This is a genomic window from Natronocalculus amylovorans, assembly GCF_023638035.1.
Taxonomy (GTDB): Archaea; Halobacteriota; Halobacteria; order Halobacteriales; family Haloferacaceae; genus Natronocalculus; species Natronocalculus amylovorans.
Window position 1 is genome coordinate 454,688 of the sequence record NZ_JAKRVX010000003.1, and the last position, 17,315, is coordinate 472,002.

General features: G+C 50.9%; 15 protein-coding genes and 1 pseudogene. 7 read left to right on the top strand and 9 right to left on the bottom strand.

The annotated features are described in order from the left end of the window. Positions 1 to 75: 75 nt before the first annotated feature. Positions 76 to 1,080, top strand: coding sequence for an AI-2E family transporter (locus tag AArcSt2_RS10480; RefSeq protein WP_250584431.1), 1,005 nt, complete (start codon positions 76 to 78; stop codon positions 1,078 to 1,080). A 29-nt stretch (positions 1,081 to 1,109) separates the two neighbouring features. Here the strand turns inward: AArcSt2_RS10480 and AArcSt2_RS10485 are convergent, their stop codons facing one another. The 3 genes from AArcSt2_RS10485 to AArcSt2_RS10495 are packed head-to-tail and all read right to left on the bottom strand — an operon-like array spanning position 1,110 to position 5,170. Beyond that, complete coding sequence (locus AArcSt2_RS10485; protein ID WP_250584433.1) at positions 1,110 to 1,394, bottom strand: DUF357 domain-containing protein; 285 nt, start codon at positions 1,392 to 1,394, stop codon at positions 1,110 to 1,112. Between the two features lie 58 nt (positions 1,395 to 1,452). Then, positions 1,453 to 3,519: a type II secretion system F family protein gene (locus AArcSt2_RS10490; protein ID WP_250584435.1), complete on the bottom strand. Its 2,067-nt coding sequence runs from the start codon at positions 3,517 to 3,519 to the stop codon at positions 1,453 to 1,455. 1 nt (position 3,520) lies between these two features. Next, positions 3,521 to 5,170: a type II/IV secretion system ATPase subunit gene (locus AArcSt2_RS10495; protein ID WP_250584437.1), complete on the bottom strand. Its 1,650-nt coding sequence runs from the start codon at positions 5,168 to 5,170 to the stop codon at positions 3,521 to 3,523. A gap of 232 nt (positions 5,171 to 5,402) precedes the next feature. Between AArcSt2_RS10495 and AArcSt2_RS16835 the strand changes: the two are divergent. Further along, a pseudogene (locus AArcSt2_RS16835) lies at positions 5,403 to 5,663 on the top strand (hypothetical protein); the annotation flags it as partial. A 283-nt stretch (positions 5,664 to 5,946) separates the two neighbouring features. On the opposite strand, the gene AArcSt2_RS10500 reads toward AArcSt2_RS16835, so the two are convergent. Beyond that, positions 5,947 to 6,474 (bottom strand): DUF7549 family protein, encoded by a 528-nt coding sequence (locus tag AArcSt2_RS10500; protein WP_250584439.1) that lies wholly within the window; start codon positions 6,472 to 6,474, stop codon positions 5,947 to 5,949. Positions 6,475 to 6,620: 146 nt separating this feature from the next. On the opposite strand from AArcSt2_RS10500, the gene AArcSt2_RS10505 reads away from it, so the two are divergent. The 3 genes from AArcSt2_RS10505 to AArcSt2_RS10515 all read left to right on the top strand — a co-directional run bounded on the left by AArcSt2_RS10505 (position 6,621) and on the right by AArcSt2_RS10515 (position 9,027). Continuing rightward, complete coding sequence (locus AArcSt2_RS10505) at positions 6,621 to 7,250, top strand: uracil-DNA glycosylase family protein (protein WP_250584441.1); 630 nt, start codon at positions 6,621 to 6,623, stop codon at positions 7,248 to 7,250. A gap of 422 nt (positions 7,251 to 7,672) precedes the next feature. After that, positions 7,673 to 8,683, top strand: a complete 1,011-nt coding sequence (locus tag AArcSt2_RS10510) for an MBL fold metallo-hydrolase (RefSeq protein WP_250584443.1) — start codon at positions 7,673 to 7,675, stop codon at positions 8,681 to 8,683. A gap of 59 nt (positions 8,684 to 8,742) precedes the next feature. Then, complete coding sequence (locus tag AArcSt2_RS10515) at positions 8,743 to 9,027, top strand: DNA-directed RNA polymerase subunit L (RefSeq protein WP_174653531.1); 285 nt, start codon at positions 8,743 to 8,745, stop codon at positions 9,025 to 9,027. Positions 9,028 to 9,060: 33 nt separating this feature from the next. Here the strand turns inward: AArcSt2_RS10515 and AArcSt2_RS10520 are convergent, their stop codons facing one another. The 3 genes from AArcSt2_RS10520 to AArcSt2_RS10530 form a co-directional block, all read right to left on the bottom strand. Continuing rightward, positions 9,061 to 9,261, bottom strand: coding sequence for a DUF7511 domain-containing protein (locus tag AArcSt2_RS10520; RefSeq protein ID WP_174653530.1), 201 nt, complete (start codon positions 9,259 to 9,261; stop codon positions 9,061 to 9,063). A gap of 99 nt (positions 9,262 to 9,360) precedes the next feature. Continuing rightward, on the bottom strand, positions 9,361 to 10,173 hold the full coding sequence (gene hisF, locus AArcSt2_RS10525; protein ID WP_250584445.1) for an imidazole glycerol phosphate synthase subunit HisF: 813 nt from the start codon (positions 10,171 to 10,173) through the stop codon (positions 9,361 to 9,363). 56 nt (positions 10,174 to 10,229) lie between these two features. Next, positions 10,230 to 11,987: a glycoside hydrolase family 13 protein gene (locus AArcSt2_RS10530; RefSeq protein WP_250584447.1), complete on the bottom strand. Its 1,758-nt coding sequence runs from the start codon at positions 11,985 to 11,987 to the stop codon at positions 10,230 to 10,232. 99 nt (positions 11,988 to 12,086) lie between these two features. On the opposite strand from AArcSt2_RS10530, the gene AArcSt2_RS10535 reads away from it, so the two are divergent. Both AArcSt2_RS10535 and AArcSt2_RS10540 read left to right on the top strand, forming a co-directional pair. Further along, the gene (locus AArcSt2_RS10535; protein ID WP_174653527.1) at positions 12,087 to 12,227 is read left to right on the top strand and encodes a DUF7550 family protein; all 141 of its coding nucleotides are present in this window, start codon (positions 12,087 to 12,089) and stop codon (positions 12,225 to 12,227) included. A gap of 169 nt (positions 12,228 to 12,396) precedes the next feature. Next, positions 12,397 to 13,671 carry an RNA-guided endonuclease InsQ/TnpB family protein gene (locus AArcSt2_RS10540; protein ID WP_174653526.1) on the top strand — a complete coding sequence of 425 codons (1,275 nt, stop codon included), beginning with the start codon at positions 12,397 to 12,399 and terminating at the stop codon, positions 13,669 to 13,671. A gap of 114 nt (positions 13,672 to 13,785) precedes the next feature. Here AArcSt2_RS10540 and AArcSt2_RS10545 read toward each other — a convergent pair whose 3' ends face one another. Next, positions 13,786 to 14,925 carry an ABC transporter ATP-binding protein gene (locus AArcSt2_RS10545; RefSeq protein ID WP_250584449.1) on the bottom strand — a complete coding sequence of 380 codons (1,140 nt, stop codon included), beginning with the start codon at positions 14,923 to 14,925 and terminating at the stop codon, positions 13,786 to 13,788. 159 nt (positions 14,926 to 15,084) lie between these two features. Continuing rightward, complete coding sequence (purL, locus tag AArcSt2_RS10550) at positions 15,085 to 17,274, bottom strand: phosphoribosylformylglycinamidine synthase subunit PurL (RefSeq protein WP_250584451.1); 2,190 nt, start codon at positions 17,272 to 17,274, stop codon at positions 15,085 to 15,087. Positions 17,275 to 17,315 lie beyond the last annotated feature (41 nt).

Consider the following 17,315-nt stretch of genomic DNA (forward strand, 5'->3'; position numbering starts at 1 on the left):
TGCTGAAAGTCATCAAACCAATATCTAGGCAAATGCACGATGTATTTTATTTACTGGTCAGTCGAATCCTATGTAATGAACGCCCAGCGTGGCGTACTGTTGTTGTTGATCGCGGCGCTATCGTATCTCTCCTTTCAGTTGGTCCAACCGTATTTCCCATATCTAATTGGCGCGGTACTGCTGGCGTACATCTTCTCTCCAATTCAAGCGAAATTGGAGACCAGAATTAGCCCGACGGCTGCTGCTGCGCTGTTGGTTGTCGGTGCAACAGTCGCACTGTTGTTTCCGCTTGCCGTGCTACTTATCGCGGTTGCGGGCGATGCGATCCGGTTTGCTCAAGCGTTTGCTGCGGATGATATCACTGGCCAGATTGAGCCTGCCGAAGCGTGGCTCGCCGAACAGTTTAATCAAGACGTCAACATTGTTGCTGAGGTTGCAACTCGAATCGAAGGACTCGCCGGAGTAGTGCTCGGAACGGCACCCGACATCATTGGGATACTGGCAAACGCGACAATCGGGCTCGGGTTGGCCGTCTTCGTACTATTTTATTTGCTCCGCGACGGCGACCAGTTGATGGTTTGGATCCGTAGCGCGACGCCACTTCCAGAATCCGTCCAAACCAAACTGTACACCCGTGTCGATGATATGACCCGTGCAGTGCTACTGGGCCACGTGCTTGTCGCGGTGATTCAGGGAGCGATCGCCGGTCTCGGACTCCTTGTTGTTGGAATTTCGAACATACTGTTGTGGACCAGCGTGATGGTTCTGCTCGCACTCTTACCGTTTATTGGGACGTTCTTAGTCTGGGGGCCAGCCAGTATCTATTTACTCTGGACCGGCGACCTGCTCGGCGGCGGATTCCTGTTGGTCTATGGAACGATCATTGTCGGAATCTCCGATGAGTACCTCCGACCAGTTATTGTCGATCGGTATGCCGAGGTCAGCCCCGCAATTATTGTTATTGGCGTTATCGGTGGCCTCTCAGCTTTCGGTGTCATGGGACTTTTTATTGGTCCTGTTATCGTCGGCGCACTCAAAGCTGCAATCGAAGTCTTCGACGAACAATATGAGCAGCTGTGACAGTAGCACTTTCGGACAGCCACAGACACTCACATTGTAAATAGCTCAGTGCCGTCTGGAATCTGGAACAAACCAATTCTCACACCTGCATCAAGCCATCCATAGCCGTATGAGAATGACGCTAACGCGTTTACTGGATCATCATGTTCCAAAAAATGTTCACCATCTTCAAGATACGAGGCGGCCATCTCCTGACAATCTGCTGCAGCATCACCAAGCGGTGTCTCAGGTGGAACTGCAACCGTCGCCTCAGCGAGTGCCGATGCGAGCATCTCATGATATCGATCGGTCTTTTCTGTAAGATCTGCGGGCATTTCCGATTCAGGATACGCGGTTGATCAATAAAGGCGGCACCGATTTTCCGAAGGGCGATTAGCTGATGGAAAGGAACGTTACGTAGGTCAGGACAAGCAGTATCGTTGCATGTTTGACACCGTCATGAACACGGCCTTCACCAAGCTGGCCTGCGACAAGGCCTGAACAGAGCCCTTGAATTGCAGAGACATGATAAAATACGATTAGGTACGCTTCTGCGTTGATATCACCAAGCGTTGGGGCAAACCCAACACCAACCGGGAGGTCGTCGGTCGCTGCTTCGCCCGCTGCAGCCTCTATCGCAGGGATAAACGAAACAGAGAGTGCTGCGATAATTCCCAAGAACACAAGGAACGAGATATAGATCACAATGAGGTAGGTGAGCATCTCTTGGCTTCGTTCCCGTTCAAGTTGTGCACTCGATCGAGACTGATCTGCTGCAATCGAGACAACAGGCCCAACGTCACCGCTTGTCCGCATTGCATTACTAATGAGCGCAACTGAACGAGTCACTGCTGGCGATCGCGTTCGAGCATCAAATCGGGTTAACGCATCCTGGGTCGTTGCACCCCATTGGATGTCGTTCCATGTTCGTTGTAACTCATGAGTAAGAACACCAAGATCAGAGTTTGCAACCCGTTTGAAGCTCTCGATAACAGTCATTCCAGCATCATTAACGCTTGCAAACCGATCCAGGAAATCAGGCATCTGTGACTCAATCCGTTTCGTCCGGCGCTTTCCTAGCTCGTAAACAATCGCATACATACCCAATGTGATGATTGCTGCCTCAACAACCGGACCAGCGATCGCTGCACCAAGTTCTGGGAGTGGAAGGAAGAAGGAATCAACACGAAACGTAATCCAAATAATACTAAATGGAACGGTTACAATCGCGGTGGTCCATGGTGCAGAGAGGACTGCATCTTTCGGTTGGTTCGCCCACTGCAAGATGGTTTTAATCCGGTCATACGCGGCTAACCGCTCTTGATTGACAATTTGTTGTTCGTCACTATCGGTACCGGAAAGTGTCGCTGTATCAGTAGAAATTGAGTTTCCGGTGGTGGATGCATCACTTGTTTTTGCACCCGATTGAAAACTCTGTGTGATGCTATCTACGTAGACAACAAAGGCGATTGTTCCGAGCGGTAAGCCAATATAAGAGATCGCACGAACGAGCGAGAGGGTGTCCTCTAAGACCAACCCAATAACAACCAAAATCGTGATCAAAAACAATGGACCAGCGACAAGAACGGTGACGTACGCTTCAGCAAACGTTGCAAGGAGATCTAAATACTGACGCTGTTGGGACTCGGACTCATCTTTATATTGGATGTACTGTTCATGCAGGAACCCGGAGACATTTTTTCCGCTCCCAAGAACGCTCGCCAAGTTTTCCGAGAGGTCTGCCATCCCATCCGAAGGAGTCCGTTCAGATAGCTGTGTAAGTGCAGTGATGACATCCGTCCCGAACGTATCCATGTCGTTGACAACAACAGAAAACTCCTTTGCAGCCTCACCGTACACTGCTTGATTGTCCGACAACGTTGAGAGAATCGCAGGAAACGACATTCCACTGCGGGAGAGTGCATAAATAAACGCAATTGTTTGTGGAAGCGTCGCTTCAATCTCTGAGGCTCGTGCATGTGCTTTTTCACGAAGTATGTACCATCGAAGCCAGTAGCTCCCGATTCCAAGCACGACACCACCAACAGAACTTGCTGCAACGAATAGTACAAAAATCTGACTAAGAGATAATGATTCGAGTTGAAACAGAGCTGCGACCGACCAAAACATCGCCGGAAGGGCGTTTGCGAGCGGTTCATCACCAACTTCGAGGACCCAAAAGACAAACGTCGCAAAATATACTCCCAAAATCCCACCAGCAACACCGAGTATTGCAGAGTATAGCAGTGTACGTGACGCATACTGACGGTGTGTCTCTGCAATATGTGCAGCATGCATCAGTTTTCGCTGTTGTTGTTTTTTGTGTGAAGTTGCGACGTATTCGCCGAACAGGGCGAGTGCGAGTCGGGAGAGGAGTGCATCAGCACGGGAGCTCACAGAGGGAATGAGAACAACGAGACAGAGCGCACTTGCAAAAAGAAATGGGAGATATCGTATCATGCTACTGTGCAGTGTGTGATTGTTGTTCTATCTGTGTATCTGCGTCTGCAATACGCGATAAGACCTTTTTTGGCTCCGAATAATACTCGTTTATTAATGCGGTAAACTCTCTGTATCCAGTTACCTCTTTTTTTTGCAAAAACTCCAAGAATCGCTCTCGGTTTCTGATCTCTTCGAGTAACTCTGACCGGGACCATCCCCGTTCGTCTTGGATCTCATCTATCAACCTGCTGTCGTTTCGACTGAACGAATCTGTCGTAGGGTTCCAGACATATGCAGAAGAGTAGTCAAGTTCGCCGGTTCGCTGGTCAATTCTCCCAATTTCACCGATCGTTTTTGCCCGGCGGACCCGTTTGTCACCAAAGCGTGATAACGTTTGTACGGAAAGCAAATCGAGCGATTGGACCATTGCACGTGGGACATTGATCGGGTCGTTTTCTAATCGGTTGATGACTGTCTCGATCGAATCTGCGTGCATCGTCGAAAACGTGGTATGGCCGGTATTCATTGCCTGAAACAGCGTGACTGCTTCTGAACCACGAACCTCACCAACAATAATATACTCCGGGCGGTGACGGAGTGCCGAACGGAGGAGATCATACATGTCAATATCTGAGCCTTCCTCCCTCCGTTCACGAGTGACACTAGAGAGCCAGTTATCATGGTACAACGACAGTTCTCGTGTATCTTCAATGCTGAGCACCTTCGATCGAGGTGGAATAAACATTGAGACTGCGTTCATTGAGGTCGTCTTTCCAGATGCAGTTCCCCCAGCAAAGATCAGGCTTTTATTGTGCTCAATACAGAGCCAAAAATATGCCATCTGTTTGATATTGTAGGTTCCATAATTGATGAGATCAATCGGCGTAAACGGCTCGTCTGCATACTGCCGAATCGTAAATGCGGATCCGCGAGGTGTGACCTCTTTCCCAAGCGCAATTTCAGCACGTGAGCCGTCAGGGAGGGTTGCCTCTACAATTGGGTCACCGATACTGATATGTCGCCCCGATCGCTGTGCGAGCCGGATGACATAGTCGTCCAACTCTTCAACATCAAAGATAATGTCTGTCTGGATGTCAGTGTACTCGTCATGATATACAAAGACTGGAAGATTGTATCCATCACAGGAGATATCTTCAATATGCGGATCGTTGAGTAACGGGTCTACCTTTCCAAATGCACGAAAATCACGGTGGAGATAATAAAAAAGGCGATAGAATGTATTCATAGTTATTTCAATGCCATATCCCTCAATGACTGCTGAGAGCTCCTCGATTAGCGTCTGTTCAGCCGCATCTGCAGAGACGGGCTGATAGAGCAATGGGTTACGGATATCTTCGGCAACTCTGTCAAGTAGTTCACGTTCAAATGAGTCAAGCCCTGGTTCAACAGTATGATAATAATGGACGTTTGCTGTGGGATCGTGTGTGATAACGACATATGCATATGGGGCATTAACCCAGTAGCGATCGACCTCGGTTTCACCCTCAGGGACAGAAAATGCGCATAGAGGACCATCTTCACTCGGCCTCAATGGACGAACGTCAATTTCAGAGCCAGAAATAGCTTCTTTGACTCGTAGTAGCGTTTGTTGCGTGTCGCTCCACTGCTCGGAAAGCGTATCACGGAGATCAGAGATGGTGTATGCCATATATGAATGCAAACAGGTGTAGCGATCGGTGATTTTGTCCTGGCCCTACCGATGAGCTACCGGTTCAACGAAAATAGTAAGCGATAGTATATAAATACCGCCGTCAGTGCACGCATTCTATCTTTCTTCGAGGAGAGAATCCGACAACTCCTCTACGGCCCACCGGCGATGGCAGGCCGGATATTCAACGCTAATCCACACCATTACGTAGATTTGATTACATATCCTCTGTATGGCGATTAAGACCACACGCACCTACGTTGGTTCTATCCAGAACCACCAACAGGTCTGTGATGGTCTTGATTCGATCGGAGACTCTGCTTCCAAGATTTGGAACGTTATCAGACTATGTCTGATAGCCCGTGAGACATAATCTCACGACGTCGCACGATGGACAGCTGATGGTATCTGGAACGCAACCGGCGAAATCCCGAACGGTAGTGTGCTGAAATCGTATATGAAGACCACGCTAACCGGAAAGCAGCGGCATGCGTAGCGCAAGAGCGGTTTAACGACCACGATGGAAATGTGCTGGCTTTCGAGAGCCTTCCTCGCGTGAAGAAGGTGAGACGGACAGTATCGGGCCTGTGTGAAGAGGTCTCCGCTCACGGTGCAGTTTTTGTTCCGGGCGTTACCGAGACGGAGTCGGCGCAAGACTCTCAAAGTCAAGCAAGAGTGGAATTAAAGACTGTTGCATCCACGGCGGGGTAGACACAGACGCCCGCATCACCCGACATGGGGTACTTCACAGAAATGCAAGGAGGAAGCCCACGACTTTAGTGGTGGGTTGCTGACGCGCTAACTTGCGTTCGCAATAGGATTGCGGAGAACACAGCCAGCAAAATCAGACCGATCGGAAGCGGTATACCACCCAATCCTCGATACTGCATGTATATTGTTGCAAAGGTAAGCCCAATTGTTGCGATAAGTAATAATACGCCAATCAGTGTAACCGGATTCACGGGGCTTGTCTGTAGCTGTGCTTCGCGCAGGTAGTACACTGTTGCAAAAATACCTGCTGTTGCGATCACTACTGCTGAGAGACTCCAGAGCACATATCCAGGATACACCGCCTGTCCACTTTGGGCAGTCAGTGCAGTGCCAACATGTGCGAACGATGCTCCATCAAGCATTGGTGAGCCTGTACCCCACCAATACTGAAGTTGAACAAACGGGAACCGAACGTAGAGAACAGAGCCACCAAATATTCCGCCGACGTATGTGATATTCCACGGGAGAAACAGCGCCAACCACGCAAATACAACGGCAAGTTCACCGGCATACTCTTTTTCAACCCAAGCCATAGCAGTACTGTTATCCTGGTGAAAATAAAGTATACTGACTCTTTGGAACGATACCGTATCGAAGTTGATGTTTCAAGAGTGCAGTACTAACGGAAACCGTAGCACGAATCGGTCGACATTTTACTGCTGGTTGTCTACCTGTTGGTGTGAGAAACGTTACGGACAGAACAAAAAACCCGTTTGGAATGGAGCCGTCCTGTTCGCAGTTTGTACCGGGATATGGCGATGCGAACGCGGATTTCCATGTTATTGGAGACCATCCGGGAGTGCATGGTGGTGTAGAGACGCAGATCCCATTTACTGATGTAGACTGGGCAGAAACACTACAACAGACGTTGGTAGATGCAGGATTGTTATTATCAACTGGAGATGAGCCTACGATGCAAAATACGTTTTTTTCGTATTTGCATATGTGTGTTCCGACCGAGGAGCCGACAGAAGCGCAGTATCATGATATGGAGCGGTTCTTTGATGCTGAACTTCGTGCGATCGCTGCACACGTGCTACTTCCCGTTGGTGCACGAGCAACAAAGCATGTTCTCGAACAGTACTCCGCGCAAGCGTGGAAGACAGAGATTGACATGACTGCACTTCACGGAAAGGAGATTCGAGGCAGTGGATTCCTTATTCTGCCAATCAAAGACCCCGCCGAATGGGTCGATGGTGATGCAGAACGACTTCGAACGTCGATACAGACGCTCCGATCGACAGACTACCGTCGTGAAACCGATCTCGGTCGGTTTATTGCTGGTTCGGACCCGTACTTTGTTCGGTGAACACAACAACCCTCGATTTTGTGTCATCAATTAACATGATTATAAATCGTTCACTTTTCTTCAATTTTCAATGAAGACGCGACTCTGTAAGGTAAATACCAAAACGTCTGTCCGTCAGAGAACGCTGAAATACTATAATTTTCAAAATATTCAGAATATATAGAGAGAACAGATAGAAACATCGGTGGGGTTGGTGATATTTGGCGTAACAAAAGGTTTTTAGCCTACATCTGTTCAATACTGAATTGGCGCCTGACTCAATGGTCAGTGGCGCCGACACGCTGTGGACTAGTGCTCCCACAGTGGCTTGGTCAGTCACATGGCCCGGCCGTTTCGGCCGGTCCTTTTTGTCACACTAGATCTGTAATGATCAATTAATCCAGATAGAGACGTTCTTAACAGTCGGCCGAAATCTGATAGATATGAATGTGGAGCAGCGACTGGTTCCCGAGCAGATCTCGTTGAGCAACACAGTTTTTGAGGGTAACAATAACGTGTTCTTACTGTCTGGAGACACAACGGCATTGATTGATACTGGCGTTTCGACCCCGGCTGTCGCAACAGAACTTGAGACAAAACTTGGCGAGCATGGTTTCTCTTTCGAAGATATTGACGAGATCTTCCTTACACACTGGCATCATGATCACGCTGGGCTCGCTGGAGAGATCCAACAAGCAAGCGGGGCTACAGTGTACGCACACAGTGCTGATGCACCCCTTATTGCAGGAGATGATGAGGCGCTTCATGCTGAAAAGCAACGGCAAGAAGCAAAGTTCGACGAGTGGAAAATTCCACCGGGACCACGGTCGGAGCTTATTGCGTTTCTTGAGACAACACTCGATATTGGTGGTGAACCAGTTTCCGTAACCCCAATTGAGAACGGCGATCGGTTTGAAGTAAATGGAACACCGATCGAAGCCCTCCATCTCCCGGGGCACGCTGCTGGGCTAACGGCATACTGCTTTCCAGGAGAAACGGGTGCTGAAGCATTCGTTGGTGACGTGATCCTCCCAAAGTATACACCGAACGTTGGTGGTGCGGATGTTCGTGTCGATCGACCGCTCGAACAGTATATTTCCAGTTTGCTTACAGTCATCGATCGAGATTTCTCCCGAGTCTGGCCTGGACACAGACAAGTAATCACGGAACCGACCGTGCGAGCGGCCACGATTATCGAGCATCATCAAGAACGAACGGAACGTGTCATCGATGTGCTCTCCGAGCATGGGCCAGCAGATGTGTGGACCGTAAGCGCCGAGCTGTTTGGCTCACTTTCAAATATTCACATTCTTCACGGCCCCGGTGAAGCGTACGCACATCTTGACCACCTTGCCGCAGAAGGAATCGTTGCCCAAGAAGATCGATCGTATGAATTGATCGTTGAAAATCCGGATGTTGAATCGCTGTTCCCGGATGTCTCAGCGTATCTCTAGCACGTAAGGATATCAACAAAGACGAAACACTGAAACAGCAGACGAGCAAATACGTGTTCATGGAACTACGGGTCATCGAAAAAACCGATGAGGAACTCCGTCTTGAGATTGCTGGAGAGGATCATACATTCATGAACGTGCTGAAAGGTGTACTGTTGGAAACTGAGAACGTATTGGCTGCAACGTACGATGTGAACCCCGAGCAGTCCGGTGGGCAGACCGACCCCGTGCTCTCAATTAAGACCGAAGGTGGGGCTGACCCACTTGACGTGCTGGAAGAAGCTGCAGGCAGTCTGAAAACGCAGACTGAAGCGTTCCGTGACGCATTCAACGCCGCCGCATAAGCTGTCTATTGGATAATACGCTTCTTACGAGAGCTACTCCCACGCAGAAACATCAACAAACGCGGAGGTATCTGCAGTGAGCCACCGTGTGATTCGATCGTGCTCAGTGACATCAGGTTCAAAAATTGTTCGCTCAACACGACCAGTATCTGTCTGTGTTGCGCGAGAATGAAGGTGTGGTGTTGAGCTTGAATTACCAGCTCGATCACCGATCTGCAGGAACCTATCTCTCATAATTAATACGGACGGTGTCTTTGTTATTAATCCTTGTCCATCTGTTATTGTCAGATAGATTCAGATCGGATATGTTCTGTACCCAGTTGGAACAACAAATTATAATCTAACAGGGATGCCATGCTCATCGAGGTAGGCCTTTGTATCCTCAATGCTATATTCGTCGAAGTGGAAAATAGACGCTGCAAGCCCCGCATCAGCATTAGCATCAGTAAATACCTCATGCATATCTTCAGGACCTCCACAGCCCGAAGATGCGATCACTGGGGTTGAAACGTTGTCACACACTGCTTTTGTAAGTGGGATATCATACCCATCTTTCGTTCCGTCAGTATCGATTGAGTTTACGAATAACTCTCCCGCCCCACGCTCTTCGGCTTCGATTGCCCACTCGACAACGTCGATGCCAGTTCCTTCGCGCCCACCTTTGATCGTGCATTCAAACCAGCACGATTCACCATCAACGTCTGCATAGTATTCACCCGCATCGTCAAACCGGCGACGAGCATCAACAGAGATGACGATACACTGGCTTCCAAACGCCTTTGCACCTTCTTCGATGAGCGCTGGCCGCTCAAGTGCAGCCGTATTAATTGAGACTTTGTCCGCACCCGCACGAAGCGTTTCTTTGATGTCCTCCTGTGTTCGAATTCCACCACCGACGGTCAACGGAATAAAACACTCATCAGCAACTGCGGAAACAGTATCCAACATTGTCTCACGCCCGTCTGCGCTTGCGGTGATGTCAAGAAATACAAACTCATCAGCGCCAGCCGCGTTGTACGCTTTTGCCATCTCCACTGGATCGCCGGTATACTTTAGATTCTCAAAGTTAACCCCAGTGTAGACTGCTGCGTTTCCATCGTCGTCCAAATCAACGTCAATACACGGAATAATTCGTTTCGTGAGCATCTACTATCGCATAGTTGGCGGGTCGGTGGTTTCACCGTTTCGGCTACGGCGACACGTTATTCGGCGAGGTGGTAGACACGCGCTTCCCACGGTCGCAGTTCGAACCACCGATCGGGAATCTCATTGCCAACATCGTGGTCGTAGTTACAGACAAACAGCTCCGCATCGATCGACTGTTCATCGAACGGCAGCTCCCAATCTGGGATGTCAAAGTGTTGCTCATGGTCACTGAAATTAAGTAACACAAGCAGGTGTGCCCCATCAAGCGATCGGGTGTAGCCCCAAACCGAATCATGTTCACCAAGCAGGAGCCCGTAGTGTCCGTACACCATCACCTCATGTTCATCCCGAAGTGAAATGAGGTCTCGATAGTAGTTCCAGATCGAATTCGGATCTGCACGTGCAGCTTCAACATTGATCTCCTCGTAGTTCGTATTAACACCGATCCATGGCTTACCATCAGTGAAGCCTGCGTTCTCAGCATCGCTCCACTGCATTGGTGTTCGAGCATTATCACGGCTGTTGTGACGGAGCGCGTGTTTGACCTGCTCGAACGAGTCAATCTCGTCATTCCCGAGCGCATTTTTGACTGGGTTGATCGTCTCAACATCACGGAACTCCGAGAGTGACTCGAACGGATAGTTCGTCATCCCAATCTCTGCACCTTGGAAAATGTATGGAGTTCCTCGGAGCGTGAAAATAAGCGTTGCAAGCAGTGTTGCGGATTCACGCCGATATCGATCGTCATTACCAAACCGTGATACAAGCCGTGGCTGATCGTGATTGCTGAGATAGATACTATTCCAACCATCCGCAGACAAGCCATCTTGCCACCGTGTAAAGACGCCTCGAAGATCATGGAGTCCCCAGTCTTTTGTCTCCCAAATCGGCCCACCGTTGTCCAAGAGCACATGGTCAAAATGGAAAATCGTCGAGAGCGGGCCGTCGCGACCGACATAGCTGCGTGCGAGACCCATATCCATATGTTGGCCCATCATCTCTCCGAGTGCAAACACATCGTTGTCTTTGAGGACGCGATCGTGCATTTCACCAAGGAACTCATGAATGCGTGGTCCGTCGATCGAGTGCCACATCTCGGATTCATTCGTCGGCGGGTCGTGGTGGACGACAGAATCGGGCTTTGAAATGAGATTGATAACATCCATTCGGAAACCATCGATTCCTTTGTCGAGCCACCACTCCATCATCTCGAAAATCTCTTCTCGAACCGCTGGGTTCTCCCAGTTGAGATCCGGCTGTTTTCGATCGAACAGATGCATATACCACTTTCCAACGTCATCATCGTACGCCCATGCTGGGCCGCCAAAGAACGATTCCCACTCGTTTGGTGGTGCCTCGTTTTCTGGGCCATTGAATCCGGTGAAACCATCAATATCAGTCCGACCATTTCGCCAGAAGTAGTAGTCGCGATATTCGTCCTCGTTTGCTCGTGATTTGATGAACCACTCGTGTTCATCGGAGGTATGGTTAACGACCAGATCCATGATGAGACGGATGTCACGATCGTGGAGCTCCTCTAGGAGCAACTCCCAATCGTCCATCGTCCCAAACTCGTCCATGATGGACTGATAATCTGCAATATCGTAGCCATTATCTGCGTTTGGCGACTCATAAACTGGATTGAGCCAAATAATATCCACACCAAGGTCGTCCAAATAGTCTACTTTCTCAATAATTCCAGGAATGTCTCCGACACCGTCGCTGTTTGTATCATTAAAACTCCTCGGATAGATCTGATAGACAACGGACTCTTTCCACCATGCCCGATCGAGATCCGTGTTCGTCTCTGTCATGGAATAGTGAATGTCAGCGAGACGGATAACAGAATCGAACGGTGCAAACCCATCAAAAATTTAGATGCGTTTTAGTATCGGTGGCTGCAAGCACGGGGTATGGGAGATCACGAACCAGACCCTGATGCACGCGTTACCTCACCGATGCAGGAGTTTACCACAAGCGAAGCACTCACTGGTGGTGTGATTTTGCTTGTTGGATTGCTACTCGTGTTTGGGGTTCCGCTGCTTCTCGGCTGAAAACGTAGCGTAGCTGTTATACAGAATCAAGGAGAATACCTGCGCCTAAAGGCGCAGGATGAATCCGACAATACCCTACACTAACCACACTTCGATGACAAGGCCGGATATTCCACGCCAACCGGCACTATTAAGAAAACAGCACGCATAACCAGTTATGAAGCCAGAAATGAGTCGATCCATCCGAACTTTCGGGGCTACGATTACGAACCAGCAACAGGTTCGTGATGACCTCGATCAGCTCGGATGGGCCGCCTCAAAACTCTGGAACGTCGGTCGCTACTACGCACAAGAACAGTGGGACGAAACGGGCGAGATTCCCGACGACGGGGAACTCAAAGCTGAACTCAAAAGTCACGAACGCTACACGGACTTACATTCTCAATCCAGTCAGCGCGTTCTCGAAGAACTCGCTGAAGCGTTCAACGGCTGGTTCGGCAAGCGTCGGAACGGCGATAGTCGTGCCCGACCGCCCGGCTACCGCAAAAACGGAGACTCCCACCCACGCTCAACTGTGTCGTTCAAAGCGGCTGGCTTCAAGCACGACGCACAGTTCACCCGTGTCCGCCTCTCGAAAGGCCGTAACCTCAAAGAACACCGTTCGGACTTCATCCTGTGCGAGTACCAGACTCGCCCAGATGCTGACCTGACCGAGTGGGACATTCAACAGGTTCGCGCCGTCTACAAGCGTGACGAATGGCGACTCCAATTCGTCTGTCGCACCACCATCGACCCGGAACCGCCGGGAGACGAGGTGGCCGGTGTTGACCTTGGGATTTGTAACTTCGCCGCCGTCTCCTTCGGCGGTGAATCGGTGTTGTATCCCGGTGGCGCACTCAAAGAGGACGAATACTACTTCACGAAAAAGAAAGCCAAGTGCGACGATTCCTCGTCTCGTGAAGCTACTCGGCTTGACCGGACGCGAACGGGTCGTCGGACGCACTTCTTGCACGCACTCTCGAAAACAATCGTAGAGGAGTCCGTCGAACGAGGCGTCGGAACGCTTGTCGTTGGCGACCTCGGCGGCATCCGAGAGGACGACGAGAGAGGGCAACCACGCAACTGGGGCGACCACGGCAATCTCGACTTGCACGGGTGGGCGTTCGACCGCTTCACGACGCTACTTGACTACAAGGCGGAAGCCGAGGGCATCGATGTGGAGTTGGTGTCCGAACGCAGTACGTCGAAGTCGTGTTCGGCGTGCGGCCACATAGACGAGAATCAGCGTGTCGAACGTGGCCTGTACGTGTGTGAGAAGTGCGATACGGTTGCGAACGCGGACGTGAATGGTGCGGAGAACATTCGGCAAAAGGTACTCCCGAGTCTCGCCACGGATGGCGGTGATAGGGATAACGGCTGGTTGGCACAGCCAGCGGTTCACCTGTTCGACCGTAGTGAGGGTGTTTTCGCCCCACGAGAACAGGTTGCTAACCGCGAACCTTAATATCCCAACTCAGCGGTGCGGTGCCGTGGGATTCCCGCGTTGACGAGACCTCTGGTCTCGTTCGCACACCAGAAATCAAAGATTTCTGGGGGCGTCTTCAGGCGCGGGGGGATGTCAATCGGATTGCGGATACCACGCCAGAGAGTGGTCTGCAACAAGCTGCACTTTTACTCGTTCTTCAACAGCAAAATTGACTGCATGGTTGTGTAGACAGTGGACGGTATCGCCGCTATCGAGGTCTACTCGATAAATAAATGATGGCCCAACGTACTGCCGCGAGACCACACGACCATTGGTCTCTTCCGGGATGGCGGTTGTTGCTCGGAGATCGTCGGGGCGAACAAGTACATCTACCTTGATCCCATCATACTGTTTGTTATATCCCTCAAGCATTTTTGCATCAAACGTTCCGATACCAGTTTCTAAGGAATCTCCGGAAAGTTGTGAGGAGAGGAAACTTGCCCGTCCGAGAAAGCTCGCAACAAAGCGTGACTCTGGCTGTTCAAAGACGAGTTCGGGACGTCCAATCTGTTCAACCTGGCCGTTATTCATAACTGCGACCCGATCGGAAATAGACAGTGCCTCTTCTTGATCGTGTGTGACCGAAACCGCAGTTACCCCTGCTTCTTTGAGAATCGACCTGACCTCCTCACGCATCTCCACACGGAGCCGAACATCGAGGTTTGAGAACGGTTCATCCAACAGCAACAGTTCGGGCTCTGGGGCAAGCGATCGCGCAAGTGCAACACGCTGTTTCTGCCCGCCTGAGAGCTGTTCTGGGCGTTTATCGCCATGTGATGGAAGGTCAACCAATTCCAAGAGCGCTGTCACACGTTCATCAATGGAATCCTGATCTAAGTCCGTCAGTCCAAATGCGATATTTTCCGAGACAGTAAGATGTGGAAACAGCGCAAAACTCTGAAAGACAATTCCGACGTCACGTTTCTCTGGTGGGGTAAATGAGCCATTACCTGCAACAGATGCGTCCGCAAGCGTAATTTCGCCTGCTGTGGGTTCTTCAAGCCCAGCAATCATTCGGAGCGTTGTTGTCTTTCCACAGCCAGACGGGCCGAGTAGCGTCAACAGTTCACCACGTTCCACATCGAGGTCAATGCCGTCGACGGCGATTTCATCACCAAACGACTTTGTTACCTCTCGGAGCGAAAGAACTGGGTCAGTGACACTGGATTCAGTTCGCACACCTGCAGATCCGTGTTGTGCGGTTTGCTGTCTGCTAAATGTATTACTTGCCATAACCAATCCTCCAACAACCGATCAGCGTAGAATCGACAAATAACTGAGAAACGCCCATCCTACGTATGCTTCCGGTTGCGAACATTCGTTATCGTACACATAGATTTAGGAAAGCCTAAAAGATATCGCTCTTTGCGAACAGGTGGGATTCGTTCGAGATCACTCGAATGCAGCGGTGATTGTCCTTCGAAGCGCACCGATCGCATCGTGGTCATAACTAACTTCTTCATCGCCAACAGTGAGCGACAGCAGCCCTTCGTTCGTTGCGGCACCGAGTTGGGTCACACTGAGTGTCTCACCAACTGCGGTTTTGACTGCTTCCGGATCAGTTGTCTCGACAACAACTCGTCCTGGTGTTTCACCAAAACAATCTATCTGTGAATCGACTGTGACTGTTGCACCAGTCGTTTCCGTAACCATCTCCGCAAGCGTCACTGCAAGCCCACCGTTGCTCACGTCGTGTGTTGCAAGCGTTGTCTCGAGGTTTGCAACCGCTGCGATCGACTCGATAACACCGCTTGGATCCGAAGGAAGTGTTGGGAAGCGATCTGTGCCACCGAACTGCGCGAGGTACTCCGACCCACCAAGCGAATCGGCTGGCTCTCCAAGCAACAGGAGTTCGCCCTCACCTGCAAACGAGGCTGGTGGCGCGTTGTAGCCGCTTCGAGTACCAACCATTGCGAGGGTTGGCGTTGGTGGGATCGGTCCTGATACGGAGTCGTTGTATAGCGATACATTTCCGCCAACAACCGGTGTCGAAAGCGTCTCACACATCGTTGCTAACCCATCGACAATCGCCTTGAATCCGCCATAGACGTCCGGTTTCTCAGGGTTGCCGCCGTTCAGACAGTCCACCGCTGCAAGCGGAAGTGCGCCTTTGGAAGCAAGGTTTGTCGCATTCTCCAATGCAACCGCTTGTGCGCCCGCAAACGGAGCAGTCGCAGTCCAGTTTGGCACTGCACCTGCCGAGATTGCAAGGCCGGTTCCAGCGCCAGAAATATCGTCTTCGCCTCCTGCAGTTTCACGGAGTGCAATAATTGCGGCATCGTCACCTGGCTTCATTGCGGTTCGGGTGCCAACTTCGTGGTCGTACTGTCTGTACACCCACGCTTTTGATGCCGTATTTGGCGCAGAGACAACCGCTTCGAACGCTTCTGCAAGCGATCGGTCAGGGATGTCCGTTTCCGGCTGTTGTGGCTCCGTTGCATCAAGGTCGTTCATCGGTGCACCATCTGCAAGGAACACCGGTGCAACATCAACAACAACCTCACCATCGAACGTACAGACGTAGTTTCCGTCTTGGACCTCACCGATAACCGAGCACCCAAGATCGAAGCGTTCCGCAATTGTTTTTACCCGATCGACGTTCTCCGGTGTCACCTCATAACACATCCGCTCTTGTGACTCAGCGAGCAGAATTTCAAGCGCCTTCATATTCGGTTCGCGCTGGTGGACCCGGTTGAGGTCGATTTTCGCACCGAAGCCACCCTTTGCAACCAGTTCAGAGGATGCGCCGCCGAGACCGGCTGCACCAAGATCACGGGCCGATTCCACAAGCGACTCGTCTAACAGCTGTTCGTTCGCCTCGATCAGGAGCTTTTCCGTGTACGGATCGCCAACCTGCACGGCTGGGCGGTCCTCAGTTTCCGCATCTTCGCTGAGGTCTTCGCTCGCAAAGGATGCACCGCCAAGTCCGTCTCGGCCGGTTGCATTACCGATAAGAACGAGTTTGTTGCCAGCCGCTTGTGCTTCTGCAGTGATCATCCGTTCGCCGTTTGTCAACCCAACACAGGCGACATTAACGAGCGGATTTCCAATATAGCCCTCGTGAAACTCGACACTGCCACCAACCGTTGGGACACCGATCGAGTTTCCGTAGTTTGAGATCCCTTCAACGACCCCATCAAAGAGATACTGTGAATGTTCACGGTCAAACGGGCCGAAATAGAGGCTGTCGGTCAGTGCGATCGGATACGCACCCATCGACATTGTATCACGGACGATCCCACCGACACCAGTTGCGGCCCCATCGTAGGGGTCAACGTAGCTTGGATGATTGTGGCTCTCGATTCCAAACGTAATGTACGTCTCGCTGTAGTCATCTCCAGTTCGTTTATCGACAGCGGTCGATGAACTGTCAGGAAGTGGAACAGCGACAACCGCTGCATCGTCACCGGGGCCGATGACAACTTGGGTCCCTTCGCTCTCGAACGCAGATAATAACGGTCGAGACGATCGATACGCGCAGTGTTCGCTCCAAAGATTCTCGAACAATACCGACTCCGCTGGTGTTGGCTCACGGCCGAGTTCGGCAGTGATGAGGTCCAAGTCCGACTCCGGGAGGCTCATTCACATGTTTGTTCATAAGCGGTGGATTAAATCCTTTCCAT

Bases quoted from the DNA above. Each gene is read 5' to 3' on its own strand.
- AArcSt2_RS10480 (WP_250584431.1), top strand. From the start codon at position 76: ATGAACGCCCAGCGTGGCGTACTGTTGTTGTTGATCGCGGCGCTATCG.
- AArcSt2_RS10485 (WP_250584433.1), bottom strand. From the start codon at position 1,394: ATGCCCGCAGATCTTACAGAAAAGACCGATCGATATCATGAGATGCTC.
- AArcSt2_RS10490 (WP_250584435.1), bottom strand. From the start codon at position 3,519: ATGATACGATATCTCCCATTTCTTTTTGCAAGTGCGCTCTGTCTCGTT.
- AArcSt2_RS10495 (WP_250584437.1), bottom strand. From the start codon at position 5,170: ATGGCATACACCATCTCTGATCTCCGTGATACGCTTTCCGAGCAGTGG.
- AArcSt2_RS10500 (WP_250584439.1), bottom strand. From the start codon at position 6,474: ATGGCTTGGGTTGAAAAAGAGTATGCCGGTGAACTTGCCGTTGTATTT.
- AArcSt2_RS10510 (WP_250584443.1), top strand. From the start codon at position 7,673: ATGAATGTGGAGCAGCGACTGGTTCCCGAGCAGATCTCGTTGAGCAAC.
- AArcSt2_RS10515 (WP_174653531.1), top strand. From the start codon at position 8,743: ATGGAACTACGGGTCATCGAAAAAACCGATGAGGAACTCCGTCTTGAG.
- AArcSt2_RS10520 (WP_174653530.1), bottom strand. From the start codon at position 9,261: ATGAGAGATAGGTTCCTGCAGATCGGTGATCGAGCTGGTAATTCAAGC.
- hisF (WP_250584445.1), bottom strand. From the start codon at position 10,173: ATGCTCACGAAACGAATTATTCCGTGTATTGACGTTGATTTGGACGAC.
- AArcSt2_RS10530 (WP_250584447.1), bottom strand. From the start codon at position 11,987: ATGACAGAGACGAACACGGATCTCGATCGGGCATGGTGGAAAGAGTCC.
- AArcSt2_RS10535 (WP_174653527.1), top strand. From the start codon at position 12,087: ATGGGAGATCACGAACCAGACCCTGATGCACGCGTTACCTCACCGATG.
- AArcSt2_RS10540 (WP_174653526.1), top strand. From the start codon at position 12,397: ATGAGTCGATCCATCCGAACTTTCGGGGCTACGATTACGAACCAGCAA.
- AArcSt2_RS10545 (WP_250584449.1), bottom strand. From the start codon at position 14,925: ATGGCAAGTAATACATTTAGCAGACAGCAAACCGCACAACACGGATCT.
- purL (WP_250584451.1), bottom strand. From the start codon at position 17,274: ATGAGCCTCCCGGAGTCGGACTTGGACCTCATCACTGCCGAACTCGGC.